29 protein-coding genes and 3 tRNA genes are annotated in these 25,710 nt (G+C 48.2%); all 32 read right to left on the bottom strand.

Annotation, left to right across the window (positions count from 1 at the left end; genetic code table 11):
- Window positions 1-2: 2 nt before the first annotated feature.
- Window positions 3-398 (bottom strand): 30S ribosomal protein S8, encoded by a 396-nt coding sequence (rpsH, locus tag QUE66_RS00335; protein ID WP_108507595.1) that lies wholly within the window; start codon window positions 396-398, stop codon window positions 3-5.
- A gap of 25 nt (window positions 399-423) precedes the next feature.
- Window positions 424-729 (bottom strand): 30S ribosomal protein S14, encoded by a 306-nt coding sequence (gene rpsN / locus QUE66_RS00330; protein WP_108507594.1) that lies wholly within the window; start codon window positions 727-729, stop codon window positions 424-426.
- A gap of 9 nt (window positions 730-738) precedes the next feature.
- Window positions 739-1,281 carry a 50S ribosomal protein L5 gene (gene rplE / locus QUE66_RS00325; RefSeq protein ID WP_286223778.1) on the bottom strand — a complete coding sequence of 181 codons (543 nt, stop codon included), beginning with the start codon at window positions 1,279-1,281 and terminating at the stop codon, window positions 739-741.
- Between the two features lie 14 nt (window positions 1,282-1,295).
- On the bottom strand, window positions 1,296-1,604 hold the full coding sequence (gene rplX / locus QUE66_RS00320; RefSeq protein ID WP_286223777.1) for a 50S ribosomal protein L24: 309 nt from the start codon (window positions 1,602-1,604) through the stop codon (window positions 1,296-1,298).
- A gap of 10 nt (window positions 1,605-1,614) precedes the next feature.
- A complete protein-coding gene (gene rplN / locus QUE66_RS00315) occupies window positions 1,615-1,983 on the bottom strand; it encodes a 50S ribosomal protein L14 (protein ID WP_108507591.1) in 369 nt (122 codons plus the stop codon).
- A 220-nt stretch (window positions 1,984-2,203) separates the two neighbouring features.
- Window positions 2,204-2,473, bottom strand: coding sequence for a 30S ribosomal protein S17 (gene rpsQ, locus QUE66_RS00310; protein WP_108507590.1), 270 nt, complete (start codon window positions 2,471-2,473; stop codon window positions 2,204-2,206).
- 13 nt (window positions 2,474-2,486) lie between these two features.
- On the bottom strand, window positions 2,487-2,681 hold the full coding sequence (gene rpmC, locus QUE66_RS00305; protein ID WP_108507589.1) for a 50S ribosomal protein L29: 195 nt from the start codon (window positions 2,679-2,681) through the stop codon (window positions 2,487-2,489).
- Between the two features lie 13 nt (window positions 2,682-2,694).
- Window positions 2,695-3,111 (bottom strand): 50S ribosomal protein L16, encoded by a 417-nt coding sequence (gene rplP, locus QUE66_RS00300; protein WP_108507588.1) that lies wholly within the window; start codon window positions 3,109-3,111, stop codon window positions 2,695-2,697.
- 2 nt (window positions 3,112-3,113) lie between these two features.
- Window positions 3,114-3,956, bottom strand: coding sequence for a 30S ribosomal protein S3 (gene rpsC / locus QUE66_RS00295; protein ID WP_286223776.1), 843 nt, complete (start codon window positions 3,954-3,956; stop codon window positions 3,114-3,116).
- Window positions 3,957-3,964: 8 nt separating this feature from the next.
- A complete protein-coding gene (gene rplV, locus QUE66_RS00290) occupies window positions 3,965-4,297 on the bottom strand; it encodes a 50S ribosomal protein L22 (protein WP_199908528.1) in 333 nt (110 codons plus the stop codon).
- Window positions 4,298-4,304: 7 nt separating this feature from the next.
- Window positions 4,305-4,583 (bottom strand): 30S ribosomal protein S19, encoded by a 279-nt coding sequence (gene rpsS / locus QUE66_RS00285; RefSeq protein WP_108507586.1) that lies wholly within the window; start codon window positions 4,581-4,583, stop codon window positions 4,305-4,307.
- 18 nt (window positions 4,584-4,601) lie between these two features.
- Window positions 4,602-5,432 (bottom strand): 50S ribosomal protein L2, encoded by an 831-nt coding sequence (gene rplB / locus QUE66_RS00280; RefSeq protein ID WP_286223775.1) that lies wholly within the window; start codon window positions 5,430-5,432, stop codon window positions 4,602-4,604.
- 2 nt (window positions 5,433-5,434) lie between these two features.
- Complete coding sequence (gene rplW / locus QUE66_RS00275) at window positions 5,435-5,749, bottom strand: 50S ribosomal protein L23 (RefSeq protein ID WP_108507584.1); 315 nt, start codon at window positions 5,747-5,749, stop codon at window positions 5,435-5,437.
- Window positions 5,746-6,366, bottom strand: coding sequence for a 50S ribosomal protein L4 (gene rplD, locus QUE66_RS00270; RefSeq protein ID WP_108507583.1), 621 nt, complete (start codon window positions 6,364-6,366; stop codon window positions 5,746-5,748). Before rplD ends, rplW begins: the two co-directional genes overlap by 4 nt.
- A 9-nt stretch (window positions 6,367-6,375) precedes the next feature.
- Window positions 6,376-7,026, bottom strand: coding sequence for a 50S ribosomal protein L3 (rplC, locus tag QUE66_RS00265; protein WP_286223774.1), 651 nt, complete (start codon window positions 7,024-7,026; stop codon window positions 6,376-6,378).
- A gap of 185 nt (window positions 7,027-7,211) precedes the next feature.
- Window positions 7,212-7,523, bottom strand: coding sequence for a 30S ribosomal protein S10 (gene rpsJ / locus QUE66_RS00260; protein ID WP_108507581.1), 312 nt, complete (start codon window positions 7,521-7,523; stop codon window positions 7,212-7,214).
- 98 nt (window positions 7,524-7,621) lie between these two features.
- A complete protein-coding gene (tuf, locus tag QUE66_RS00255; RefSeq protein WP_286223765.1) occupies window positions 7,622-8,812 on the bottom strand; it encodes an elongation factor Tu in 1,191 nt (396 codons plus the stop codon).
- A 39-nt stretch (window positions 8,813-8,851) separates the two neighbouring features.
- Window positions 8,852-10,954 carry an elongation factor G gene (gene fusA, locus QUE66_RS00250; RefSeq protein ID WP_286223773.1) on the bottom strand — a complete coding sequence of 701 codons (2,103 nt, stop codon included), beginning with the start codon at window positions 10,952-10,954 and terminating at the stop codon, window positions 8,852-8,854.
- 23 nt (window positions 10,955-10,977) lie between these two features.
- Window positions 10,978-11,448 carry a 30S ribosomal protein S7 gene (rpsG, locus tag QUE66_RS00245; protein ID WP_108507579.1) on the bottom strand — a complete coding sequence of 157 codons (471 nt, stop codon included), beginning with the start codon at window positions 11,446-11,448 and terminating at the stop codon, window positions 10,978-10,980.
- A gap of 118 nt (window positions 11,449-11,566) precedes the next feature.
- A complete protein-coding gene (gene rpsL, locus QUE66_RS00240; RefSeq protein ID WP_286223772.1) occupies window positions 11,567-11,944 on the bottom strand; it encodes a 30S ribosomal protein S12 in 378 nt (125 codons plus the stop codon).
- 176 nt (window positions 11,945-12,120) lie between these two features.
- Window positions 12,121-16,389, bottom strand: a complete 4,269-nt coding sequence (gene rpoC, locus QUE66_RS00235) for a DNA-directed RNA polymerase subunit beta' (RefSeq protein WP_286223771.1) — start codon at window positions 16,387-16,389, stop codon at window positions 12,121-12,123.
- A gap of 1 nt (window position 16,390) precedes the next feature.
- Window positions 16,391-20,491, bottom strand: coding sequence for a DNA-directed RNA polymerase subunit beta (rpoB, locus tag QUE66_RS00230; RefSeq protein WP_286223770.1), 4,101 nt, complete (start codon window positions 20,489-20,491; stop codon window positions 16,391-16,393).
- A gap of 225 nt (window positions 20,492-20,716) precedes the next feature.
- Window positions 20,717-21,094, bottom strand: a complete 378-nt coding sequence (gene rplL, locus QUE66_RS00225) for a 50S ribosomal protein L7/L12 (RefSeq protein WP_108507575.1) — start codon at window positions 21,092-21,094, stop codon at window positions 20,717-20,719.
- A gap of 36 nt (window positions 21,095-21,130) precedes the next feature.
- Window positions 21,131-21,721 (bottom strand): 50S ribosomal protein L10, encoded by a 591-nt coding sequence (rplJ, locus tag QUE66_RS00220; protein WP_286223769.1) that lies wholly within the window; start codon window positions 21,719-21,721, stop codon window positions 21,131-21,133.
- A 220-nt stretch (window positions 21,722-21,941) separates the two neighbouring features.
- Complete coding sequence (rplA, locus tag QUE66_RS00215) at window positions 21,942-22,640, bottom strand: 50S ribosomal protein L1 (protein ID WP_286223768.1); 699 nt, start codon at window positions 22,638-22,640, stop codon at window positions 21,942-21,944.
- Between the two features lie 2 nt (window positions 22,641-22,642).
- The gene (gene rplK / locus QUE66_RS00210) at window positions 22,643-23,074 is read right to left on the bottom strand and encodes a 50S ribosomal protein L11 (RefSeq protein WP_108507572.1); all 432 of its coding nucleotides are present in this window, start codon (window positions 23,072-23,074) and stop codon (window positions 22,643-22,645) included.
- 115 nt (window positions 23,075-23,189) lie between these two features.
- Entirely contained in the window at window positions 23,190-23,747 is a 558-nt protein-coding gene (nusG, locus tag QUE66_RS00205) for a transcription termination/antitermination protein NusG (protein ID WP_407675552.1), read from the bottom strand.
- 21 nt (window positions 23,748-23,768) lie between these two features.
- Window positions 23,769-24,146 carry a preprotein translocase subunit SecE gene (gene secE, locus QUE66_RS00200; RefSeq protein WP_286223766.1) on the bottom strand — a complete coding sequence of 126 codons (378 nt, stop codon included), beginning with the start codon at window positions 24,144-24,146 and terminating at the stop codon, window positions 23,769-23,771.
- A 26-nt stretch (window positions 24,147-24,172) separates the two neighbouring features.
- Window positions 24,173-24,248 (bottom strand) — tRNA-Trp (locus tag QUE66_RS00195).
- Between the two features lie 9 nt (window positions 24,249-24,257).
- Window positions 24,258-25,448, bottom strand: a complete 1,191-nt coding sequence (gene tuf / locus QUE66_RS00190) for an elongation factor Tu (protein WP_286223765.1) — start codon at window positions 25,446-25,448, stop codon at window positions 24,258-24,260.
- A gap of 63 nt (window positions 25,449-25,511) precedes the next feature.
- Window positions 25,512-25,586 (bottom strand) — tRNA-Thr (locus QUE66_RS00185).
- Window positions 25,587-25,635: 49 nt separating this feature from the next.
- A tRNA-Gly gene (locus QUE66_RS00180) sits at window positions 25,636-25,709 on the bottom strand.
- Window position 25,710: the final 1 nt, after the last annotated feature.

Here is a 25,710-nt window from a genome sequence, read left to right as displayed (position 1 = left end):
CCTTAAGCCACGTAGCAAATGACTTCACCGCCAACGCCAGATGCGCGCGCTTTGCGATCGGTCATCAAACCTTGCGGTGTTGAAATAATGGCAACGCCCAAGCCATTCATGACCTCAGGAATGTCATGGCGTCCTTTGTAGATACGCAAGCTAGGGGTTGAAACTCGCTCAATTCGTTCAATCACAGGACGGCCAGCGTAGTATTTCAGATCAATCTTCAATACTGGCTTAGCTGCTTCACCGGTGATTTCAAAACTATCGATATAGCCTTCGTCTTTCAAGACCTTGGCAATCGCTACTTTTAATTTTGACGACGGCATGGTAACCAAAGTTTTCTGCACCGCTTGCGCGTTGCGAATTCTGGTCAACATATCGGCGATTGGATCACTAATACTCATGGGTTCTCCTAAATTCGTTCGCCGCTTACCAGCTGGCCTTGGTTAAACCGGGGATCTCGCCACGGAAAGCAATCTCACGGATCTTGCCGCGCGCCAAACCAAATTTGCGGAAGGTGCCACGTGGACGACCGGTTAATGAACAACGATTACGTTGGCGAATAGGGCTCGCATTGCGCGGCAATGACTGCAGCTTCAAACGGGCCTCATAACGCTCCTCGTCACTGCGGCTTGTGTCGTTAATGATCGACTTGAGCTCAGCGCGCTTATGCGTGAATTTTGCAACCAACTTAGCGCGTTTTTTCTCACGCTCAATTAAAGATAGTTTTGCCACGTTTGCCTCTTAATTGCGAAATGGAAATTTAAACGCCGCTAACAATGCTTTGGCTTCCTCATCGGTTTTAGCGGTGGTCGTAATGCTGATATTGAGACCACGTAATGCATCAATCTTGTCGTACTCAATTTCAGGGAAAATAATTTGTTCTTTAATGCCAATGTTGTAGTTGCCACGGCCATCAAACGCTTTACCGGAGATTCCACGGAAATCGCGCACGCGTGGCAAAGAAACCGTAATAAAACGATCTAAGAACTCATACATGCGAGTGCCGCGCAGCGTTACCATCGCACCGATAGGATAGCCTTGACGAATCTTAAATCCAGCAATCGCTTTGCGTGCCTTGGTAACAACGGGCTTTTGACCAGCAACTTTGGTTAAATCACCAACAGCATGCTCAATCACTTTTTTATCACTGACAGCTTCACCTAAACCCATATTAAGGGTAATTTTGGTAATGCGTGGAACTTCCATCACAGACTTATAGCCAAACTGCTGCATCAAGTTTGCAATGACTGTATTTTTGTAATGTTCTTGTAAACGGGTGCTCATAATTTCTCCGAACCTTAAGCGCTAAGCGTCGCGCCAGTGGTTTTTAAGTAACGCACTTTTTTGCCATCAACTAACTTAATGCCAACACGCGATGGTTTGCCGTTCGCATCAACCAATGCAATATTAGAAGCAGCGATTGGCATCGTCTTATCAACAGTTCCACCAGTAGTTCCATCATTAGGATTGGGCTTTACATTCTTTTTGTAAATATTGACGCCCTCAACCACAAATTTGTTTTCAAGAATTCCGGTGACCGTTCCTTTTTTACCTTTATCACGCCCAGTAAGAACAATCACGGAGTCGCCTTTACGAATCTTTTTCATAGTGACCTCTTTAAATAACTTCTGGGGCAAGCGAAACGATCTTCATGAAACGCTCTGTACGGAGCTCACGTGTAACTGGTCCAAAAATACGGGTGCCAATTGGCTCAAGCTTTGCATTTAGCAAAACAGCAGCGTTTTCATCAAATTTAATTAAGGAGCCGTCGGGACGACGAACGCCTTTTGCGGTACGAACAACCACGGCGTTGTAAATATCACCCTTTTTTACACGACCACGAGGAGCGGCAGCTTTCACGCTAACCTTAATCACGTCACCAATATTGGCATAACGGCGCTTTGAGCCGCCCAATACCTTGATGCACAAAACTTCGCTCGCGCCAGTGTTATCGGCGACTTGCAACCTGCTTTCAGTCTGAATCATTTTGTCTAATCCCCAACTTGTACGCCAATGGCGTCAGTCTTGGTTCCGTCTATGAGCCTTTCGCATTGCTGCAAAATAGCTCGGATTTAATAAAAATTACTTATCAATCAACAACTTAATAAAACTTTATGTTTCCGTCATTTAGTATTTTTAATTACGGAAAGCTTTTGATTCTACTACAAAAAACTCTGTTTTGACAATCTCTTGTCAAAATTTCAAGTTAAATTCCCTTGGAGGCCTCAACCAAGCGGGTCACCACCCAGGCCTTTGTTTTGGCCATTGGCTTGCCTTCCGTAATTTCCACGGTGTCGCCCATCTTGTATTGATTGGTCTCATCATGTGCGTGATACTTTTTTGATTTACCAACGTATTTACCAATTACAGGGTGCTTCACTTGGCGCTCAACTTGAACAGTCACAGTTTTTTGCATTTTGTCGCTAACAACACGACCAACCAAGGTGCGGCGCAAGGGTTTGGAGATTTCTGTCATATCTCGATCCTAATTATTTCTGAATAGTCTTTTGGGTGATAAAGGTTTTAACGCGAGCAATATCACGCTTAACCTGTCCCAATTGACTGGTATTTTGGAGTTGCTGAGTTGCTTTTTGCATACGCAGCTTGAAATGGGTTTTTAGTAACTCAGAGAGCTCTTGGTTAAGAGCACCTAAATCTTTGCTTTGCAGTTCTTTGCTTTTCATGATGGATTCCTGATTAAGCGCCGATTTGACGAATCACAAACGTGGTTTGAATAGGCAACTTGGATGCGGCTAGACGGAATGCCTCTCTTGCAAGAGTTTCATCAACACCGTCCATCTCATACAAAACCTTGCCTGGCTGAATCTCGGCTACATAATATTCTGGGTTACCTTTTCCGTTACCCATACGAACTTCAGCAGGCTTTTGAGAAATGGGCTTGTCTGGGAAAATACGAATCCAAATTCGTCCGCCACGCTTAATATGACGCGTCATGGCGCGACGTGCAGATTCAATTTGACGGGCCGTTAAACGACCGCGGCCAACCGCCTTCAATCCAAAGTCTCCGAAGGCAACCGAACTGCCACGTGTTGCAACACCGGTGTTGCGACCCTTTTGTTCTTTACGATATTTGCGACGCTTTGGTTGCAGCATGCTTACTCTCCTGCCTTCTTCGTTTCTGTGCTAGCTGCAGCTTTACGAACCCGCTTTACAGTGGGCTTCACCGCTGGCTTCTCTTCACCGGGCTTCGCTGAGACATCAGCGCCGGCTGCACGTCGCACAGTCTTTGCTTGTGCACGACGTGGTTTTTTCTCTTCAGCAACTGGGGCTTCTGGTGCCGCATTTTGGGTCAATTGGGCGTCTGCACCACGACCTAAGGTGTCGCCCTTATAAACCCAAACTTTAACGCCAATGATTCCATAAGTTGTTTCCGCCTCAGATGTAGCGTAATCAATATCCGCCTTCAAAGTATGGAGTGGAACGCGACCCTCGCGATACCATTCGCGGCGCGCAATTTCAGCACCGTTCAAACGGCCAGAGGACATAATCTTGATGCCTTGAGCTCCAAGACGCATTGCACTTTGCATTGCACGCTTCATGGCACGACGGAACATAATGCGCTTTTCAAGCTGTTGAGTGATTGAGTCTGCAATCAACTGGGCATCCACTTCGGGCTTGCGAATCTCTTCAATATTGACATGAACAGGTACGCCCATCCGCTTTTGTAATTCTTTACGGAGAACTTCAATGTCCTCACCCTTCTTACCAATTACAACGCCAGGACGCGAACTAAAAATGGTAATTCGTGCGTTCTTAGCAGGGCGCTCAATTAAAACCTTGCTAACAGAAGCATTCTTCAGCTTCTTCTTCAAATAATTGCGAACCTCAACATCCTCTTTGAGCATGTTGGCAAAATCATTGCTATTGGCATACCAACGGGATGTCCAGTTACGGCTTACCGATAGACGAAATCCATTTGGATTAATTTTTTGGCCCATGTCTTTCCTTAATTACTCAGGGTCACGCTAATGTGACAACTTTGTTTCTCGATACGATTACCGCGGCCCTTGGCCCGAGCAGTAAAACGCTTTAATGATGTTGCTTTATCAACAATCACAGCGGACACTTTGAGCTCATCAATGTCGGCACCTTTATTGTGTTCGGCATTGGCGATGGCGGATTCAACCACCTTCTTCATGATGAAAGCAGCTTTTTTGGGGCTGAAATTCAAAATGTTCATAGCACGAGAAATCGGCAAGCCACGAATTTGATCTGCCACTAAACGTGTTTTTTGTGCAGAAATTCGTGCGCCGCGGTGAATAGCTTTAACTTCCATCATCATCCCCTTACTTCTTCACTACTTTCTTGTCGGCAGAGTGTCCCTTGAACGTACGCGTCAAAGCAAACTCACCAAGCTTGTGTCCAACCATGTTTTCAGAAACATAGACTGGAACGTGCTGCTTACCGTTGTGAACAGCAATTGTTAATCCAATGAAGTCAGGAAGAATGGTCGAACGACGTGACCATGTCTTAATTGGCTTCTTATCTTTATTGGCCTGAGCAGTCTCAACCTTTTTCACAAGGCTGGCATCGCAGAAAGGGCCTTTTTTCGCAGAACGAGTCATTTATCTATTCCTTATCCATTAACGCTTTTGACGACGCTGAACAATCATGGTCGTTGTACGTTTATTGCGACGGGTACGATAGCCCTTCGTTGGGGTTCCCCATGGAGAGACAGGCACACGGCCCTCGCCAGTTCGTCCTTCGCCACCACCATGTGGGTGGTCGATTGGGTTCATGGCTACACCGCGAACTGTTGGACGAATACCACGCCAACGGGTTGCACCTGCTTTACCAATCTGACGCAAGCTATGCTCTTCATTGCCAACTTCGCCAATGGTGGCACGACAATCGATCAAAATACGACGTACCTCACCCGAGCGCAAACGAACCTGGCCATACACACCTTCGCGGGCCAACAATACTGCTGAGCTACCAGCAGAGCGAGCGATTTGCGCACCCTTTCCAGGCAACATCTCAACACAATGGATCGTGCTACCAATTGGAATATTGCGAATCGGTAAATTATTTCCTGCTTTGATGGGAGCCTCGGCACCATTCATCACTTGCTGTCCAACTGTCATTCCCTTAGAAGCAATGATGTAGCGACGTTCACCATCAGCAAAAACGAGAAGAGCAATATTTGCACTACGATTTGGATCGTATTCTAGGCGCTCAACCTTAGCGGTAATGCCATCTTTATCGTTGCGCTTGAAGTCAACCACGCGGTAGTGATGCTTATGGCCACCTCCCTTGTGACGTGTCGTAATGTGACCATTATTGTTACGACCAGCTTTTTGGAACTGTGGCTCAACCAATCCTGCAAAAGGTTTGCCTTTATGCAGATCAGGATTAACCACCTTGACCATTGAACGACGACCTGGTGAGGTCGGTTTAGTTTTCATGAGCGGCATAATTAATTTGCCTCCGCTTCAAAGTTAATTTCTTGGCCAGGCTTCAGATTGACATAAGCCTTCTTAGCGTGATCGCGTCGACCCTCAAATCGGCCAAAGCGCTTTGGTTTACCTTTTTGGTTGACGATTTGCACAGACTCGACTTGAACTTTGAAAAGCAATTCAACAGCTTGCTTCACATCAAGCTTGTTTGCGTCACGCGCAACTTGGAAAATCACTTGCTCATTCTTTTCGGCTACCATCGTTGCTTTTTCAGAAACAATGGGTCCAAGCAAAATTTGCATGAGACGATGATCGTTTTTACGTGTTTGGCTCATTTCAGCAACTCCTCCATCTTGGCGATCGCTGCTTTGCTCACCAATACTTTTTGAAACTGAACTAATGACAAGGGGTCTGCATGCTGAGGTTCAACCACAGCAACTTTGTGCAAATTGCGCGATGCAAGATAAAGATTCTCGCTAACCTCATCCAAAATAATTAATACCGACTCAAGACCCATACCCTTGACTTTCTCAGCCAACAACTTGGTCTTGGGCGCATCCAAATTAAATTGGTCGACCACATTTAAACGACCTTCGCGTGCCAACTGAGAAAGGATCGAGCGCATACCAGCGCGATACATTTTCTTATTGACCTTGTGCGAAAAATTTTCTTCTGGAGAGTTCGGGAATATCCGACCGCCTCCACGCCACAATGGCGAAGAGCTCATACCAGCACGAGCACGGCCGGTACCTTTTTGGCGCCATGGTTTTTTTGTGCTGTGCTTTACTTGCTCACGATCTTTTTGTGCGCGATTACCACTACGTGCATTTGCTTGATACGCAACCACGATCTGATGAACAAGTGCTTCGTTGTACTCACGCTCAAATACTTCGGGTGAAGCTTGTACACCAGCACCTAGCTGGCCGTTGTCTTGGAGAAGTTTCAGTTCCATGTCCTCTCCTTATTTCTTAGCTACAGCTTTAACAGCTGGAGTAACAAGTACTTTTCCACCAGGAGCGCCGGGAATAGCGCCCTTGACCATAATGAGATTGCGCTCCGCATCAATGCGAGCAATCACCAGATTTTGAACGGTACGGGTTACATCACCCAAATGACCGGTCATACGCTTACCAGGAAAAACACGGCCTGGATCTTGCGCCATACCAATAGAGCCTGGAACATTGTGTGAACGGGAATTACCATGACTCGCACGACCAGACGCAAAGTGATAGCGCTTAATTGTTCCAGCGTAGCCCTTACCAATCGTTACACCTTGCACATCCACCTTTTGACCGGCAGCAAAAACATCAACGCCAACGACTTGACCAGGCTTCATCTCGGCCAATTTTTCAGCATCAACATGGAATTCATTTAAGGCATTGCCAGCCATCACACCTGCTTTTGCAAAGTGTCCAGCCATCGCCTTGGTTACGCGGCTAGCGCGGCGTGTTCCGTGAGCTAACTGAACAGCATCATAGCCATCCGTTGCCTGGGTTTTCACTTGAGCAACCCGGTTATCGCTCACATCAATCACGGTGACAGGGATAGCCTCCCCTTCATCCGTAAACAGACGGGTCATGCCGACCTTACGGCCGATCAAGCCTAAGCTCATATTCTTACTCCAATGCTGACTTCGATTGGTCAGCGGAAATTTAATTTAACCTGTTTTAAATAAAAATGTTTATATAAAACAAGCACTTACAATTTATGTACTACAAACCTGGCTTTTCAAAACTACGAAAAGCCTTCAATTCTAGCCTAAAAAGGCAAAACTAACAAACTTTTGCGCAATCTACCTTACTGCAACTTGATTTCAACATCGACGCCGGCAGGTAAATCCAGCTTCATCAGGGCGTCCACCGTTTTCTCAGTTGGATCCACAATGTCCATCAAACGTAGATGGGTGCGGATCTCCATTTGATCGCGTGAAGTCTTGTTCACATGGGGCGAGCGCAACAAATCAAAACGCTCAATACGGGTTGGCAAAGGAATTGGGCCCTTGACAACAGCGCCAGTGCGCTTTGCAGTATCTACAATCTCAGCAGCAGATTGATCGATCAATCGATAATCAAACGCTTTCAAACGAATTCTAATTTTCTGGTTTTGCATATTTATTCCAAAGAGCAGTGCGGTGCTGCCGCGTTAATCATCCAACTAAAGAACAAGGGAATATCTGCAGCACAAATATTCCCAATCGTGCAAAACAATTAAGCCAAAATCTTCGCAACCACACCCGCACCGACGGTACGACCGCCTTCACGGATTGCAAAGCGCAAGCCCTCTTCCATCGCGATGGGGGCAATAAGCTTTACGGTGATGGTGACGTTATCGCCAGGCATCACCATCTCTTTGTCCTTAGGCAACTCAATTGAGCCGGTGACATCGGTGGTACGGAAGTAAAACTGAGGGCGGTAGTTGTTAAAGAAGGGGGTGTGACGACCGCCCTCATCTTTGGACAACACATAAACCTCAGCAGTAAAGTGGGTGTGGGGGGTAATCGAGCCGGGCTTAGCTAATACTTGGCCACGCTCGACTTCCTCGCGCTTGGTGCCGCGCAAGAGGATACCGACGTTATCACCTGCTTGACCTTGATCGAGCAGTTTACGGAACATCTCTACGCCAGTGCAGGTGGTTTTGAGGGTGGGCTTAATACCGACGATCTCAATCTCTTCACCGACTTTAATAATGCCGCGCTCAACACGACCGGTCACCACCGTGCCACGACCAGAGATCGAGAACACGTCTTCGACTGGCATCAAGAATGCGCCATCAATCGCACGCTCAGGATTGGGGATATAGCTATCTAAAGCTTCAGCAAGCTTCATGATGGCGCCTTCGCCCAACTCACCCTTGTCGCCTTCTAAGGCGAGCTTGGCAGAGCCCTTGACAATGGGGGTATCGTCGCCTGGGAACTCATACTTGGAGAGCAGCTCACGCACTTCCATCTCCACGAGCTCTAAGAGTTCAGCGTCGTCGACCATATCGCATTTGTTCATAAACACGATGATGTAAGGCACGCCTACTTGGCGGGCCAAGAGGATGTGCTCACGGGTTTGGGGCATGGGGCCATCGGCTGCCGAGACCACCAAAATAGCGCCGTCCATCTGGGCAGCACCAGTAATCATGTTCTTCACATAGTCGGCGTGACCTGGGCAATCGACGTGCGCGTAGTGACGGTTCTTGGTCTCGTACTCGACGTGGGCGGTATTAATCGTAATACCACGGGCCTTCTCTTCAGGGGCCGCATCGATCTGATCGTAGGCTTTTGCTTCGCCACCAAAGAGCTTGGAGAGCACGGTGGTGATTGCCGCGGTTAGCGTGGTCTTACCGTGGTCGACGTGACCAATGGTGCCAACGTTCACATGGGGTTTAGTCCGTTCAAATTTTTCTTTTGCCATTTTGGGTGCCTTTTATTTAGCTAATCAATGTTCAAAAATTTACTTTGCTTTTGCTGCAATCACAGCATCAGCCACGTTCTTCGGTGCTTCTGAATAATGCTTAAATTCCATGGTGTAGGTCGCGCGACCTTGGGTTAGTGAGCGCAAGCCGGTTGAATATCCAAACATTTCTGCAAGGGGAACCTCAGCGCGCACAATCTTGCCACCACCAGGGATATCATCCATGCCTTGCATGATGCCGCGACGAGAAGATAAATCACCCATCACATTACCCATGAAATCTTCTGGCGTTTCAACTTCTACCGCCATCATTGGCTCAAGCAGAACTGGGCTTGCTTTACGCATACCGTCTTTGAATGCCATCGACGCCGCCATTTTGAATGCATTCTCATTCGAGTCAACATCGTGATAGGAACCAAAGAACAGGGTTGCCTTTACGTCAACCACTGGGTAGCCAGCAAGGACTCCGGCATTGAGCGTCTCCACGATACCCTTTTCAACCGCAGGAATGTATTCACGAGGAACAACTCCACCCTTGATCGCATCAACAAACTCAAAGCCCTTACCTGGGTCTTGTGGCTCAAGTTTCAATACCACATGACCATATTGACCACGGCCACCAGATTGCTTAACAAACTTGCCTTCGATTTCGTCGCAAACTTTACGAATGGTTTCACGATAAGCAACTTGTGGTTTACCAACCGTTGCCTCAACGCCGAACTCGCGCTTCATGCGATCAACAATAATCTCAAGGTGTAGCTCGCCCATTCCAGAAATAATCGTCTGACCAGATTCTTCATCGGTCTTCACGCGGAATGATGGATCTTCTTGTGCAAGGCGATTGAGCGCTAAGCCCATCTTCTCTTGGTCAGCCTTCGTTTTTGGCTCAACGGCCTGAGAGATCACGGGCTCTGGGAACACCATGCGCTCTAAGATCAAAATATTATCTGGGTCGCAAAGAGTTTCACCGGTGGTGGCTTCTTTCAAACCAACCGCTGCTGCAATGTCGCCAGCACGAACTTCTTTAATTTCTTCGCGCTGATTGGCATGCATCTGCAATAGACGACCGATACGCTCTTTTTTGCCCTTGATGGGGTTATAAATCGTGTCACCAGAATTCACAACGCCAGAGTAGACGCGGAAGAAAATCAATTGGCCCACAAATGGATCGGTCATGATCTTAAATGCGAGTGCCGAGAACTTTTCATCATCACTGGCTTTACGACTGGTTTCACTACCGTCTTCTTTTTCGCCTTTGACCGGAGGAATATCAACGGGTGAGGGCAAGAAATCAACAACCGCATCCAACATTGCTTGGACGCCTTTATTTTTGAAAGCGCTGCCACAAAGCATGGGAACGATTTCACCAGCGATGGTCCGTTGACGGAGTGCCTTCTTGATGTCTTCCTCTGTCAGAGTTTCGCCGCCAAGGTACTTGTCCATCATTTCCTCAGAGCTCTCAGCCGCAGCCTCAAGCATTTTCTCGCGCCACTCTTCAGCGATTTCTTTCAATTCAGCAGGGATATCACCGTACTCAAACTTAGTTCCCTGAGAAGCATCATCCCAAATGATGGCTTTCATCTTGATTAAGTCAATCACGCCCTGGAAGTTTTCCTCGGCACCAATTGGAACCTGAATTGGAATCGGGTTTGCCTTTAGGCGCGATCTCATCTGGTCGTAGACCTTAAAGAAGTTAGCACCGGTCCGATCCATTTTGTTCACAAAGGCTAAACGTGGCACTTTGTATTTATTTGCTTGGCGCCAAACGGTCTCAGACTGTGGCTGAACACCGCCCACCGCACAGTAAACCATGCAAGCACCATCCAATACACGCATTGAGCGCTCCACTTCAATCGTGAAGTCAACGTGTCCTGGTGTATCAATGATGTTGATGCGATGCTCTGGATAATTACCAGCCATACCTTTCCAGAAAGCGGTGGTAGCAGCTGAGGTGATGGTAATCCCTCGCTCTTGCTCTTGCTCCATCCAGTCCATCGTGGCAGCGCCATCATGAACTTCGCCGATTTTGTGATTTACGCCGGTATAAAACAACACGCGCTCGGTTGTGGTTGTTTTGCCAGCATCGATGTGTGCAGAGATACCAATATTTCGATAGCGCTCAATGGGGGTTTTACGTGCCACTTTTTCCTCTTTCGGTTAGAGCGTTAGAAACGGAAATGCGAGAAGGCTTTGTTGGCTTCAGCCATACGATGAACCTCTTCACGCTTCTTCATTGCGCCGCCACGACCTTCAGCGGCTTCTAGTAATTCGTTTGCCAAACGCTGTGCCATAGACTTTTCACCACGCTTCTTGGCAGCCTCTCTTAGCCAGCGCATTGCCAAGGCAGATCGACGCGATGGACGAACTTCAACGGGCACCTGATAGTTAGCGCCACCAACCCGGCGACTTTTGACCTCAACCATGGGTTTTACATTTCCCATCGCGGTCGAGAAAATCTCGAGGGGCTCTTTATTGGCTTTTTTCTCAATGTGTTCAAAGGCACCATAGACGATGCGCTCTGCAACGGACTTTTTACCGTCAAGCATTAAGACGTTCATGAACTTAGCTACTTCCACATTCCCAAATTTTGGGTCAGGAAGAATTTCCCGTTTCGGGACTTCGCGACGACGCGGCATAACAACTCCTATCTATTCAGTTAGGGAACATTCCCTTGGTTACCTAACAACTTTGCAAACAAAGCGAAGTAACCACTTACTTGCCAAAATGGCCTTTACTACAAACTACTACTTCAAATTACGCTTTCTTAGCACGCTTTGCGCCATACTTAGAACGAGCTTGCTTACGATCTTTAACGCCCTGCAAGTCAAGAGATCCGCGAACAATGTGATAGCGCACACCAGGCAAATCCTTCACACGACCACCACGAATCAGCACAACCGAGTGCTCCTGAAGGTTATGGCCTTCACCGCCGATATATGAGATCACCTCAAAACCATTGGTTAAGCGCACCTTTGCCACTTTACGCAATGCCGAATTTGGCTTTTTTGGCGTCGTCGTGTAAACACGGGTGCAAACACCGCGGCGCTGGGGGCTATTCTGCAACGCTGGGCTTTTGCTCTTAACCACTAGACGTGAGCGCGGCTTTCGCAGCAGCTGATTAATTGTTGGCATAAATTTATACTCGCTTATTACTTTTATCTTTAAAATCAATAACTTATAAAATTAACCTGCTATTTTCTTAAGTAATTGATTTTCTTATGAATTAGTAGAACTCAGCATTCTAACTTGACCAGCCCTTCCCGTCAACTTCCGGGAGAAAGACTGGTCAATGTGTTGAATTACAACCCCTAACTTTGCTCGGCCTCACCTTCAGGCGTTGCTGCAGCCTCAACTTGCTCCGCCACAGCGCCAGCCTCCAACGCTAAAGCCTCCTCGGCTGCAATCATCTGAGCACGATCGCGCTCAAATTGCTCACGTACTTTTCTAGCACGGCGATAGGCCAAGCCAGTTCCGGCAGGAATCAAACGCCCAATAATGACGTTTTCCTTGAGGCCTCTCAAGGTATCAACTTTGCCCATAATGGCAGCTTCTGTTAATACACGAGTGGTTTCTTGGAAGGATGCCGCTGAAATAAAGCTGTCGGTTGACAAGGATGCCTTGGTAATTCCGAGCAGAATGTTTTCGAACTGAGCAGGTTGCTTGCCTTCAGCAATCACACGATCGTTTTCGTCATAAAGCTTGGAACGCTCCACTTGCTCACCAGTAATGAAGTTGGTGTCGCCAGGATTGGTGATCTGAACACGACGCAACATTTGACGCACGATTACTTCAATGTGCTTGTCATTAATCTTTACGCCTTGCAGTCGATAAACGTCTTGCACCTCATCAACGATGTAGATCGCTAACTCTTCGATTCCCTTGAGATGCAAAATATCGTGTGGATCTGCTGGACCCTCCACAATCATCTCGCCCTTGTTCACGACTTGGCCGTCATGAACCAGAACCTGCTTCTCTTTTGGAATGAGGAACTCGCTGCTTTCACCATCCATATCAGTAATCACCAAACGCTGCTTACCTTTGGTTTCCTTACCGAACGAAACTGTTCCAGTTACCTTGGCCAAAATCGCCGCATCTTTGGGTGAACGGGCTTCAAATAATTCAGCAACTCGTGGCAAGCCACCGGTAATGTCGCGAGTCTTCTGCGACTCAATTGGAATACGCGCCAACACCTCACCAACTTCGATCTTCTGACCATCTTTTACGGTGATCAATGCGCCGACCTGAAGACCGATCGTTACGGGATGATCAGTACCAGCAATCTTGGTTTGATTTCCCTGCTCATCGAGTAACTGGATTACAGGACGCAAACCTTTGCTTGCTGCTGAACGGCGCTTACCATCGATCACCACCAAGGTTGATAAGCCGGTGACTTCATCAACTTGCTTGGCAACGGTGACGCCCTCTTCAACATTCTCAAAGCGTGCAATGCCTGCATACTCAGAAATAATTGGGCGAGTTAAAGGATCCCAGGTTGCAATACTGGTACCGGCTTTTACGCTTGCGCCTTCCTTCACGAGCAAGGTCGCTCCGTACGGAATCTTGTGACGCTCGCGCTCGCGACCGTTGTCATCCAAGACCAAGGCCTCGCCTGAACGAGATATCACCACTGGCTCGCCCTTCGCATTCGTTACAAATCGCATAGTGGAGGAGAACTTCAATGAACCGTTTGACTTCACCTCAACATTACTTGCAACCAATGCACGTGATGCGGCTCCACCAATGTGGAAAGTACGCATCGTTAACTGGGTACCGGGCTCACCAATCGACTGAGCCGCGATTACTCCAACTGCCTCACCCACGTTAACGAGACCGCCACGACCTAGATCACGACCATAGCACTTAGCACATAGTCCATAGCGCGTCTCACAGGTTAGAACAGTACGAACCTTGACTTCATCAATACCTAAATCAACGATTTGATCGACATGATCTTCTTCGAGCAAGGTATCGTGGGGAACAATGACCTCTTGAGTGTCTGGATGCAAGATATCGCCAATGCATACGCGGCCTAAAATGCGATCGCGCAGGGCTTCAATAATTTCGCCACCTTCCACTAGGGCACGCATCGTTACACCATTACTTGCGCCACAATCTTCTTCAACCACAACCAGATCTTGCGTCACATCGCACAAACGACGCGTCAAGTAGCCAGAGTTTGCAGTCTTCAACGCAGTATCTGCGAGGCCCTTACGAGCACCGTGGGTGGAAATGAAGTACTGCAACACATTCAAGCCTTCACGGAAGTTCGCTGTAATCGGTGTTTCAATGATTGAGCCATCGGGCTTCGCCATCAAGCCTCGCATACCAGCAAGCTGACGAATCTGTGCTGCTGAACCACGCGCTCCAGAATCAGCCATCATGTAAATGGAGTTGAAGGACTCCTGGCGTACCGGCTTGCCGTTGCGATCAGTTACATCAACATGCGACAACTCGTCCATCATCGCCTTGCCAACCTGATCACCAGCGGCACCCCAAATATCAACCACGTTGTTGTAACGCTCTTGATTGGTTACCAAGCCTGACATAAATTGCTTGTCATACTCTTTCACTTTGCCGGCAGCTTCGTTAATGATTCCGTCTTTCGAGCTTGGAATCAGCATGTCATCGATCGCAATCGAAATACCTGCCTTGGTTGCCAAACGGAAACCTGCCTGCAACAAACGGTCGGCAAAAATAACGGTTTCACGCAAGCCGCACTTCCGGAAGGAAGTATTAATCAGCCGTGAGATTTCTTTTTTCTTCAGCGGCTTATTAATTTCCGCAAATGCCATACCTTTTGGCAAAATCTCAGACAAAATTGCCCGGCCTACCGACGTATGCTGAACCGATGTCTTGGCAACAAAGCGCTCATCGCCCTCGGCATTTTTGTTCACTACTTCATACTCAGTGACGCGTACCGCAATCCGCGATGCAAGCTCAACAGTTCCAGCCTCATACGCCCGAATCACTTCTGGAATATTGGCAAATACCATGCCTTCGCCCTTACCGTTAATCTTATCGCGCGTCGCGTAATATAAACCTAGCACTACGTCTTGGGACGGAACAATGGATGGCTCGCCGTTCGCAGGGAAAAGCACATTGTTAGAGGCCAACATTAAGGTGCGGGCTTCCATTTGCGCCTCGAGAGAGAGCGGGACGTGAACAGCCATTTGGTCGCCGTCAAAGTCAGCATTGAACGCAGCGCATACCAGGGGGTGCAACTGAATTGCTTTGCCCTCAATTAACATCGGTTCAAACGCTTGAATACCAAGACGATGCAAGGTCGGCGCACGATTTAACAGAATCGGATGTTCCCGAATGACCTCTTCCAAAATATCCCAAACGATTGGGGTTTGGCTTTCGACCTCTTTCTTGGCGGCCTTAATGGTGGTTGCAATGCCGAGTGTCTCAAGCTTATTAAAAATAAATGGCTTGAATAACTCCAATGCCATCAATTTTGGCAGACCGCACTGATGCAATTTCAGCGTTGGGCCCACTACGATCACCGAACGACCGGAGTAGTCAACACGCTTACCTAATAAGTTTTGACGGAAACGACCGCTCTTACCTTTAATCATCTCAGCAAGCGACTTCAACGGACGCTTATTCGCACCCGTCATTGCCTTACCGCGACGACCGTTATCCAATAAGGAGTCAACCGCTTCTTGCAACATGCGTTTTTCGTTACGAACGATAATCTCGGGGGCGCGCAACTCCAAAAGGCGGCGTAGACGATTATTACGATTAATAACGCGACGATACAGATCGTTCAAATCGGAGGTTGCAAAACGACCGCCATCCAATGGCACCAATGGACGCAACTCAGGAGGCAATACTGGCAAGACCTCCATGATCATCCAATCAGGCTTGATGCCCGAACTTTGGAAGGCCTCTAGTACCTTGAGACGCTTGGCGTACTTTTTAATCTTAGCGTCGCTGCCGGTTGCCTTCAACTCTGAACGAATCGATTCAACCTCACGATCAATATTGATGGTGCGCAATAGCTCCCGAATACCTTCGGCCCCCATAATGGCAGTAAAGGCGCCCTCGCCAAATTCTTCGACCTTAGCGTTGTACTCATCCTCGGACATAATTTGACCGCGCTTCATCGCGCCCTCAGGCGTTAAGCCTGGATCAACAACGACATATGCTTCAAAGTACAGAACGCGCTCAATATCACGCAAGGTCATGTCTAATACCATTCCCAAACGGGATGGCAAGGACTTCAAAAACCAAATATGCGCAACCGGGGCAGCGAGTTCAATATGCCCCATGCGCTCACGGCGCACCTTGGCCAGTGTGACCTCGACGCCGCACTTTTCACAAATAACACCGCGGAATTTGAGACGCTTGTACTTACCACACAAGCACTCATAGTCTTTAATGGGTCCAAAGATCTTGGCACAAAAAAGGCCGTCTCTCTCTGGTTTGAAGGTACGGTAATTAATCGTCTCAGGCTTACGAACTTCTCCGAAAGACCACGAACGAATCTTCTCGGGAGAGGCTAAGCCAATTTTGATAGCATCAAATTGCTCCTCGCCAGAGGTTTGCTTAAATAGATCGAGCAATGCTTTCATATCAGTTACGCTCCATGTCAATGTCAATACCCAACGATCGGATTTCCTTCACCAGAACGTTGAACGATTCGGGCATGCCAGCATCAATCGTGTGCTCACCCTTGACGATGTTTTCATAAACTTTGGTTCGGCCAGTGACGTCGTCAGACTTCACAGTGAGCATCTCTTGCAAGACATAGGAGGCGCCATACGCTTCTAGGGCCCAAACTTCCATCTCACCAAAGCGCTGTCCACCAAACTGGGCTTTTCCGCCCAGAGGTTGCTGGGTGACCAAGGAGTACGGACCAGTTGAGCGAGCATGCATCTTGTCATCCACTAAATGGTGCAATTTCAAGACATGCATCACACCAACGGTGACTGGGCGCTCAAAAGCATCACCAGTTCGCCCGTCATACAAGGTGATTTGCTGACGCGAGGGAGTCATGTGCAAGCTCTTAGCTTGATCATCGGGATAAGCAAACTCCAGCATCTTGCCAATCTCGTTTTCTGTAGCCCCATCAAAAACAGGGGTTGCAAATGGCAAGCCATTCTTCAGATTGCTCGCAAGCTCCAGAATCTGCTCATCACTAAACTCATCAATGTTTTCTTGACGACCAGTCTCGTTATAGAGAGTTTTAAAGAACTTCCTGAGATCGGCTACCTTGGCTTGCTCTTTGAGCATGGCATCAATGCGCTTACCAATTCCCTGCGCAGCCCAACCCAAGTGAGTTTCCAAAATCTGACCAACGTTCATCCGTGATGGGACGCCCAAGGGATTCAGCACGATATCAACCGAACGACCATCGGCCATATATGGCATATCTTCGACTGGAACAATCTTGGATACAACACCCTTATTGCCATGACGTCCTGCCATCTTGTCGCCAGGCTGCAAGCGGCGCTTAACCGCCAAATACACCTTAACCATCTTGGTAACGCCTGGAGGCAATTCATCGCCTTGGGTCAGCTTCTTCCGCTTTTCCTCAAACGCTGCATCAAACTGCTTACGCTTTGCCTCAATCGAGGCTTTAATGGCTTCGATTTGGGTTGCTACCTCCTCATCAGCTGGACGAATATCAAACCAGTGATAACGATCCAATTCCGACAAATACTCTTTCGTAATCTTGCTACCTTTGGCCAATTTCTTAGGGCCGCCATTCGCAGTTTTGTTTAAGAGTAATTTTTGCAAACGATCAAACGCATCGCCCTCAACAATACGCAACTGATCATTCAGATCTAAACGATAGCGTTGGAGCTCTTCAGCAATAATCGATTGAGCACGTGCATCACGCTCGATACCCTCGCGGGTAAATACCTGAACGTCGATAACAGTTCCGCTCATGCCCGATGGTACACGCAGGGAAGTATCTTTAACGTCAGAGGCTTTTTCACCAAAGATTGCGCGTAATAGCTTCTCTTCTGGAGTTAAGGTGGTCTCGCCTTTTGGCGTTACCTTACCGACCAATACGTCGCCAGCCTCAACTTCAGCACCGATGTAGACAATACCGCTTTCATCGAGGCGCGCCAATTGCGATTCGGCCAAATTGGAAATATCTCTTGAAATCTCTTCCGAGCCCAGCTTGGTATCTCGCGCTACAACCGATAGCTCCTCAATATGAATCGAGGTATAGCGATCATCCGCCACAACCTTCTCAGAAATCAAAATAGAGTCTTCGAAGTTATAACCGTTCCAAGGCATAAAGGCGACGGTCATATTTTGACCCAAAGCCAATTCACCTAAATCGGTTGAGGCACCGTCCGCAACCACATCACCACGTTTGACATGATCGCCCACTTGTACGATTGGACGTTGATTAATGTTGGTATTTTGATTCGAGCGAGTGTATTTAGTGAGGTTATAAATATCCACACCCACTTCACCGGCTGCGGTCTCATCATCATTCACGCGAATCACGATGCGGTTTGCATCCACATAATCAACCACACCACCACGCGTTGCCATCACAACAGTGCCTGAGTCCAAAGCCACAATGCGCTCGAGGCCCGTTCCAACCAGTGGCTTATCAGGACGCAAACAAGGAACCGCTTGACGCTGCATGTTTGCACCCATCAATGCGCGGTTTGCATCGTCATGCTCCAAGAATGGCACGAGGGAAGCTGCCGCAGAAACGATTTGGCTTGGTGCGACATCAATGTAATCAATACGCTCTGGTCCAACCATCATGGTCTCGCCCGCTTGGCGTGCAGAAACCAATTCATCCGCTAACTTACCGTTTTTATCGATGGTCGCATTCGCCTGAGCAATCGTGTACTTCGCTTCTTCAATCGCCGACAAATATTCCACTTGATCGGTTACCTTGCCATTGCTTACCTTACGGTATGGCGTCTCAAGAAAACCATGCTCATTTAATCGAGCAAATAGAGCGAGTGAGTTAATCAACCCAATGTTTGGTCCCTCTGGGGTTTCAATTGGGCAAACACGGCCATAATGAGTTGGATGCACGTCGCGTACCTCAAAGCCGGCACGCTCACGTGTTAATCCACCCGGTCCCAATGCTGAGATACGGCGCTTATGGGTAATCTCAGACAATGGATTAGTTTGATCCATAAATTGCGATAGCTGCGATGAGCCAAAGAATTCACGAATTGCCGAGGAAATTGGTTTGCTGTTGATTAAATCATGAGGCATCAAATTCTCGGTCTCGGCCTGACCAAGGCGCTCTTTAACAGCGCGCTCAACACGCGATAAACCGGCACGAAACTGATTTTCTGCCAATTCACCAACACAGCGGACACGACGATTACCAAGGTGATCGATATCGTCAACCTCGCCCTTACCATTACGCAGATCAACCAAAATCTTGATGGTATCCATGATGTCTTCATTCGAGAGCACCATGGGGCCTTCCATATCGCTGCGACCCAAACGACTATTGACCTTCATGCGACCAACTCGCGAGAGGTCATAAGAGTCTTCGCTGTAGAACAAGCGTTGGAACAAAGCCTCAACAGCATCTTCGGTGGGCGGCTCACCAGGACGCATCATGCGGTAAATGGCAATGCGAGCAGCGGTTTGATCAACTGTCTCATCCATGCGCAAGGTCTGCGAGATATAAGCACCGCAATCTAAGTCATTGGTATAAATGGTCTCAAATTGCTTGATGCCGCTTTCACGAAGTTTGGCCAACAGGTCTTCGGTAATCTCGTCATTCGCGCTTGCTAATACTTCGCCAGAATCCGGATCGACAATATTTTTAGCGACCACACGACCAATTAAAGAATCATCCGGGACGGTAATAATTTTGGTTTTAGCAGCCTCAAGCTCACGAATATGCTTTGCATTGATGCGCTTGTCTTTTTGAACAACTACAACGCCGTTCTTGTCCACAATATCAAATCGAGCAACTTCACCACGCAAACGCTCTGGGACAAATTCCATCGATGCGCCGGATTGCGAGAGTGTGAAGTGGTCAAAATTAAAGAAGTTAGCCAAAATTTGCTCATTGTTTAAGCCAATCGCTTTGAGCAAAATGGTGACCGGCATCTTACGCCGACGGTCTACCCGGAAGTACAAAATATCTTTAGGGTCGAACTCAAAATCCAACCACGATCCACGATAAGGAATAATGCGCGCGGAGAACAAAAGCTTCCCTGAGCTATGAGTTTTGCCTTTGTCATGTTCAAAAAATACACCGGGTGAACGATGCAACTGAGAAACGATCACGCGCTCGGTGCCGTTGATCACAAATGAGCCGGTATCGGTCATCAAAGGGATTTCACCCATGTAGACTTCTTGCTCTTTAACCTCTTTTACCTTGTGCGGCGCTTCACGGTCATTAATGATTAAGCGAACTTTGGCGCGCAAGGCGGAGTGATAGGTCAAGCCACGCTGTTGACACTCTTTGACGTCAAATGGTGGTGGCGATAATTGATACGAAACATATTCCATGCGCGCATATCCATTGTTAGATACGATCGGGAATATTGACGTAAATGCAGACTGAAGTCCTTCGTTCGCTCTTGCAGTTGCAGGTTTATCAGCCTGCAAAAATTTGGCATAGGACTCGAGCTGGGTTGTAAGCAGGTATGGAACCTGGTGATTATTGGGTCGCTTAGCAAAACTCTTACGGATGCGCTTGCGTTCGGTGAAGCTATAGTTCATTTCATCTCCGATGGCAGCGACTGAGCAAAGATTTGGCGGCTGGCCTCTACCAGCCTCTGGCGGACAGCAAAACAATATAAATTGTTATGCCCGACCAAACTTGTCTTCTGCAGTCGTATCAGAAGGCAAACCAGATTTCAGACTTACATTTGTAAATATGAGATCTGGTTTGACCACTGAGGATCAAACCGCGGAGAGCCCGTGAGCCCTCCGGCAATCTCAAAATTACTTGAGTTCGGCTTTTGCGCCAGCGTCTTCGAGCTTTTTCTTAGCCTCTTCCGCTGTTTTCTTATCAACACCTTCTTTAATTGGTTTTGGTGCACCATCGACCAAATCTTTGGCTTCTTTCAAGCCAAGGCCGGTGATCTCACGAACCGCCTTAATGACACCAACCTTGTTGGCACCAGCCTCGAGGAGATTTACAGTGAACTCAGTCTTTTCTTCAGCAGCAGCTGCACCACCACCGCCACCAGCAGGTCCTGCTACAGCCATTGCTGCTGCAGAAACACCAAACTTCTCTTCGAATGCTTTGACCAAGTCATTCAAATCCATTACGGACATATTGCCAACTGCTTCAATAATTTCTTCTTTAGTAATTGCCATTTTTAGCTCCTAAACTGTATTGGTTAATCCTGCGCATTAAGCAGCAGGAGTTGGGTTGTCTTGCTCGGGTGCAGCACTGACCTCAGGCGCTGGCTCTGCGGTGGCTTCGGCAACCGGTGCAGCGGCCGCAGCCGGCGCTCCACTTGCTTTTTGCTCTGCCACAGCACCAAGAACACGAGCCATTGCCGATACAGGCGCCTTCATCACTCCCAATAACTTCGAGAGCAATTCTTCGCGTGACGGAATTGTCGCTAGTTCTTTAACACCGTTTACATCAAGTACTTTGCCGTTATAAAAGCCTGCCTTGATGACCAATTGGTCTTGGCCTTTGGAAAACTGATGCAGTACCTTTGCCGGAGCAACAGGATCAGCAGAGATTCCATAAATCAAAGGTCCAACCATTGAGTCGCCAAGTTGCTCAAACGGTGTTCCCTGCGCAGCACGACGCGCCAAAGTGTTCTTCAATACACGAAGATAAACACCTTGGGATCGTGCGTTCGCACGCAAGGTGGTTAACTCGCCCACGGGAATCCCGCGATACTCGGCAAGCACCACTGTTTGAGCCGCAGCCAATTGAGCGCCGACATCAGCCACAATCGCTTTTTTGTCTTCTACATTCAAAGGCACGGTTTAACTCCTTCTCATTCCGACTGTTTCCAATCGGGGTTACACACCAGCGTCTGATTTGTCTATCACGGGGTGTGCCCGAAATATCCTTACAGGGTCGCCATCTAGGTTGGTTATCGCTCTCGCAACAATTAAGAACTCGTAAACGACACTTTGTTCACCAACGGTCTTTGATGTTCGAGTGCCAAGGCACTCGACCCAAAGTTTGTTTACTACAGACTTATGCGGCCTGCAGTGAAGCTTGATCGACACGCACACCAGCACCCATCGTGCTGCTCAGTGCGATCTTTCTTAAATAAATCCCCTTTGATGCGCTTGGCTTGGCCTTATTTAAGGCATCAAGCAAGGCTAGCAAATTGGTCTTGAGTGCGGTTGGCTCAAAAGAACGACGGCCAATCGAAGCATGCACAATTCCGGCTTTATCAACTCGGAACTGGACCTGGCCAGCCTTGGCGTTCTTAATGGCAGTAACCACATCAGGGGTCACAGTGCCCACCTTTGGATTGGGCATCAAACCACGTGGGCCTAACACCTGTCCTAAGGTACCAACAATCTTCATCGTGTCTGGGGATGCAATCAGCACATCAAAGTTGATGTTGCCACCCTTGATCTGTTCTGCCAAATCTTCCATGCCTACGATTTCGGCTCCAGCCGCTTTTGCTTGCTCGGCTTTTTCACCTTGAGCAAATACGGCAACACGCACATGCTTACCGGTACCCGCTGGCAGCACAACTGCGCCACGAACAACCTGGTCAGATTTCTTTGCATCAATGCCTAGCTGAACAGCAACATCGATTGACTCATCAAACTTTGCCGTTGCACACTCTTTCACCAATGCTAAAGCATCATCTAATGGATAAAATTTATTACGATCAACCTTGGACTGAATCGCTTTCACGCGCTTTGATAATTTAGGCATGTTTAGACTCCTTCCACAGTAATGCCCATCGAACGGGCGCTGCCTGCCACAGTGCGAACAGCAGCATCTAAATCAGCGGCTGTTAAGTCAGGCATTTTTAACTTGGCAATCTCTTCTGCTTGTGCACGAGTAATCTTGCCAACCTTATCGGTATGAGGCCGGGGTGAACCCTTCTCAATTTTCGCTGCCTTCTTAATCAAAATGGTTGCGGGGGGAGTCTTCATCACAAATGAGAAGCTCTTGTCCGCAAAAGCAGTAATTACAACTGGAATTGGTAAGCCGGGCTCCATGCTCTGAGTTTGAGCATTAAACGCCTTACAGAACTCCATGATATTGAGGCCGCGCTGACCCAATGCGGGACCAACGGGTGGGGATGGATTTGCTTTACCAGCAGGAATCTGCAACTTGATAAAGCCAATAATTTTCTTTGCCATACTTGCTCCAAAAAAGCGCGCTAACCAATTGTGTTAACCGCTGTTGAGTAAACGCTTCACCAGAATTGGCGTGTTCTGGATCCGCTCCTCGCTAACTACTTGATACTTCTACAAATTACATCTTCTCCACTTGGCCGAATTCAAGCTCAACGGGAGTACCGCGACCGAAAATTGTAACAGAAACGCGGAGTTTTGACTTCTCATAGTTCACTTCTTCCACATTTCCATTGAAATCGGTAAATGGGCCTTCTTTGACACGAACCATCTCACCCACCTCAAATAGGGTCTTAGGCTTAGGCTTATCTACCCCGGCCTGCATTTGATCCATGATTTTGCTGACTTCTGCAGTCGAAATTGGGGATGGGCGATTGCGAACACCGCCCACGAAACCGGTAACCTTGGGCGTATTTTTGACCAAATGCCAGGTTTCATCGGTCATTTCCATCTCAATTAATACATAACCGGGGAAAAAACGACGCTCAGAAACAGCCTTTTGACCTGATTTAACTTCTACCACTTCCTCGGATGGAACCAATATACGGCCAAACTTTTCAGCCATTCCGGAGCGCGCAATGCGCTCTTCGAGCCCCTTCTTTACACTCTTTTCCATACCAGAATAGGCGTGGATTACATACCAGCGCATATTGCCAGTTGCCTGAGGGTTGGAAACCATATCAGTATCAACCATATTGCCTCACTTCCAGCCTAAAAAGATTGAGAACACGAGCCATTCGACCAATTTATCAATTAACCATAAAAAAAGCGCCATGATTAGAACAAAGCCGAATACAACGAGAGTCATGCGAGTTGATTCTTGGCGGGTCGGCCAAACTACTTTTTTTACCTCTAGCCAAGAGTCTTTGCTATAAGCTATAAAACGCTTACCATCGGCTGAAAATGCCATCAAAATAACCGCGAGAGCAATTCCGCCCAATAACGCAGCAAGACGAACCCAATAACCTTGGTCAATCAGGGTGTAATAAAGAACCAGCGCAGCGATCACAATAGCAACCGCTACAAGGCTGACCCAACCTGATTTCTGCTCCGAGCTATCTATCGTTTGTTGTGACATTTACAAATCCACTTACAAAATAATGCTGGCAGGGGCGGAGGGCATCGAACCCCCAACCTTTGGTTTTGGAGACCAACGCTCTGCCAATTGAGCTACGCCCCTAATTCCTTCTTAAGCCAAAATCTTCGCAACCACACCCGCACCGACGGTACGACCGCCTTCACGGATTGCAAAGCGCAAGCCCTCTTCCATCGCGATGGGGGCAATAAGCTTTACGGTGATGGTGACGTTATCGCCAGGCATCACCATCTCTTTGTCCTTAGGCAACTCAATTGAGCCGGTGACATCGGTGGTACGGAAGTAAAACTGAGGGCGGTAGTTGTTAAAGAAGGGGGTGTGACGACCGCCCTCATCTTTGGACAACACATAAACCTCAGCAGTAAAGTGGGTGTGGGGGGTAATCGAGCCGGGCTTAGCTAATACTTGGCCACGCTCGACTTCCTCGCGCTTGGTGCCGCGCAAGAGGATACCGACGTTATCACCTGCTTGACCTTGATCGAGCAGTTTACGGAACATCTCTACGCCAGTGCAGGTGGTTTTGAGGGTGGGCTTAATACCGACGATCTCAATCTCTTCACCGACTTTAATAATGCCGCGCTCAACACGACCGGTCACCACCGTGCCACGACCAGAGATCGAGAACACGTCTTCGACTGGCATCAAGAATGCGCCATCAATCGCACGCTCAGGATTGGGGATATAGCTATCTAAAGCTTCAGCAAGCTTCATGATGGCGCCTTCGCCCAACTCACCCTTGTCGCCTTCTAAGGCGAGCTTGGCAGAGCCCTTGACAATGGGGGTATCGTCGCCTGGGAACTCATACTTGGAGAGCAGCTCACGCACTTCCATCTCCACGAGCTCTAAGAGTTCAGCGTCGTCGACCATATCGCATTTGTTCATAAACACGATGATGTAAGGCACGCCTACTTGGCGGGCCAAGAGGATGTGCTCACGGGTTTGGGGCATGGGGCCATCGGCTGCCGAGACCACCAAAATAGCGCCGTCCATCTGGGCAGCACCAGTAATCATGTTCTTCACATAGTCGGCGTGACCTGGGCAATCGACGTGCGCGTAGTGACGGTTCTTGGTCTCGTACTCGACGTGGGCGGTATTAATCGTAATACCACGGGCCTTCTCTTCAGGGGCCGCATCGATCTGATCGTAGGCTTTTGCTTCGCCACCAAAGAGCTTGGAGAGCACGGTGGTGATTGCCGCGGTTAGCGTGGTCTTACCGTGGTCGACGTGACCAATGGTGCCAACGTTCACATGGGGTTTAGTCCGTTCAAATTTTTCTTTTGCCATTTTGGGTGCCTTGTAATCTACTTAAATCAAATTGAGTCACACTAAAAAATTAACCACAAAAACTGGTGCCCATGGGCAGGATCGAACTGCCGACCTCTCCCTTACCAAGGGAGTGCTCTACCACTGAGCCACATGGGCAGCGCTCTTACATCACACTGCGTCAATACTGCACATGAACTACAAAAGCTGGAGCGGGTGAAGGGAATCGAACCCTCGTCATAAGCTTGGAAGGCTTCAGCTCTACCATTGAGCTACACCCGCA

Origin of the sequence: Polynucleobacter sp. HIN6 (assembly GCF_030297575.1) — a bacterium.
Lineage (GTDB): Bacteria > Pseudomonadota > Gammaproteobacteria > Burkholderiales > Burkholderiaceae > Polynucleobacter.
The sequence above is the reverse complement of the archived record's forward strand: the minus strand, read 5'-3'. Positions and strand labels throughout refer to the sequence as shown.

Bases quoted from the DNA above. Each gene is read 5' to 3' on its own strand.
- rplP (WP_108507588.1), bottom strand. From the start codon at position 3,111: ATGCTGCAACCAAAGCGTCGCAAATATCGTAAAGAACAAAAGGGTCGC.
- rplX (WP_286223777.1), bottom strand. From the start codon at position 1,604: ATGAAAAAGATTCGTAAAGGCGACTCCGTGATTGTTCTTACTGGGCGT.
- rplE (WP_286223778.1), bottom strand. From the start codon at position 1,281: ATGAGCACCCGTTTACAAGAACATTACAAAAATACAGTCATTGCAAAC.
- rplL (WP_108507575.1), bottom strand. From the start codon at position 21,094: ATGGCAATTACTAAAGAAGAAATTATTGAAGCAGTTGGCAATATGTCC.
- rpmC (WP_108507589.1), bottom strand. From the start codon at position 2,681: ATGAAAAGCAAAGAACTGCAAAGCAAAGATTTAGGTGCTCTTAACCAA.
- rplW (WP_108507584.1), bottom strand. From the start codon at position 5,749: ATGAGCCAAACACGTAAAAACGATCATCGTCTCATGCAAATTTTGCTT.
- rpsH (WP_108507595.1), bottom strand. From the start codon at position 398: ATGAGTATTAGTGATCCAATCGCCGATATGTTGACCAGAATTCGCAAC.
- rplD (WP_108507583.1), bottom strand. From the start codon at position 6,366: ATGGAACTGAAACTTCTCCAAGACAACGGCCAGCTAGGTGCTGGTGTA.
- rplA (WP_286223768.1), bottom strand. From the start codon at position 22,640: ATGCCTAAATTATCAAAGCGCGTGAAAGCGATTCAGTCCAAGGTTGAT.
- rpsG (WP_108507579.1), bottom strand. From the start codon at position 11,448: ATGCCGCGTCGTCGCGAAGTCCCGAAACGGGAAATTCTTCCTGACCCA.
- rpsS (WP_108507586.1), bottom strand. From the start codon at position 4,583: ATGACTCGTTCTGCGAAAAAAGGCCCTTTCTGCGATGCCAGCCTTGTG.
- rpoC (WP_286223771.1), bottom strand. From the start codon at position 16,389: ATGAAAGCATTGCTCGATCTATTTAAGCAAACCTCTGGCGAGGAGCAA.
- rpsQ (WP_108507590.1), bottom strand. From the start codon at position 2,473: ATGACAGAAATCTCCAAACCCTTGCGCCGCACCTTGGTTGGTCGTGTT.
- rplC (WP_286223774.1), bottom strand. From the start codon at position 7,026: ATGAGCTTAGGCTTGATCGGCCGTAAGGTCGGCATGACCCGTCTGTTT.
- rplB (WP_286223775.1), bottom strand. From the start codon at position 5,432: ATGCCGCTCATGAAAACTAAACCGACCTCACCAGGTCGTCGTTCAATG.
- rpsC (WP_286223776.1), bottom strand. From the start codon at position 3,956: ATGGGCCAAAAAATTAATCCAAATGGATTTCGTCTATCGGTAAGCCGT.
- secE (WP_286223766.1), bottom strand. From the start codon at position 24,146: ATGTCACAACAAACGATAGATAGCTCGGAGCAGAAATCAGGTTGGGTC.
- rpoB (WP_286223770.1), bottom strand. From the start codon at position 20,491: ATGAACTATAGCTTCACCGAACGCAAGCGCATCCGTAAGAGTTTTGCT.
- rpsJ (WP_108507581.1), bottom strand. From the start codon at position 7,523: ATGCAAAACCAGAAAATTAGAATTCGTTTGAAAGCGTTTGATTATCGA.
- tuf (WP_286223765.1), bottom strand. From the start codon at position 25,448: ATGGCAAAAGAAAAATTTGAACGGACTAAACCCCATGTGAACGTTGGC.
- rpsL (WP_286223772.1), bottom strand. From the start codon at position 11,944: ATGCCAACAATTAATCAGCTGCTGCGAAAGCCGCGCTCACGTCTAGTG.
- tuf (WP_286223765.1), bottom strand. From the start codon at position 8,812: ATGGCAAAAGAAAAATTTGAACGGACTAAACCCCATGTGAACGTTGGC.
- rplK (WP_108507572.1), bottom strand. From the start codon at position 23,074: ATGGCAAAGAAAATTATTGGCTTTATCAAGTTGCAGATTCCTGCTGGT.
- rplN (WP_108507591.1), bottom strand. From the start codon at position 1,983: ATGATTCAGACTGAAAGCAGGTTGCAAGTCGCCGATAACACTGGCGCG.
- rplV (WP_199908528.1), bottom strand. From the start codon at position 4,297: ATGATGGAAGTTAAAGCTATTCACCGCGGCGCACGAATTTCTGCACAA.
- nusG (WP_407675552.1), bottom strand. From the start codon at position 23,747: ATGGTTTCCAACCCTCAGGCAACTGGCAATATGCGCTGGTATGTAATC.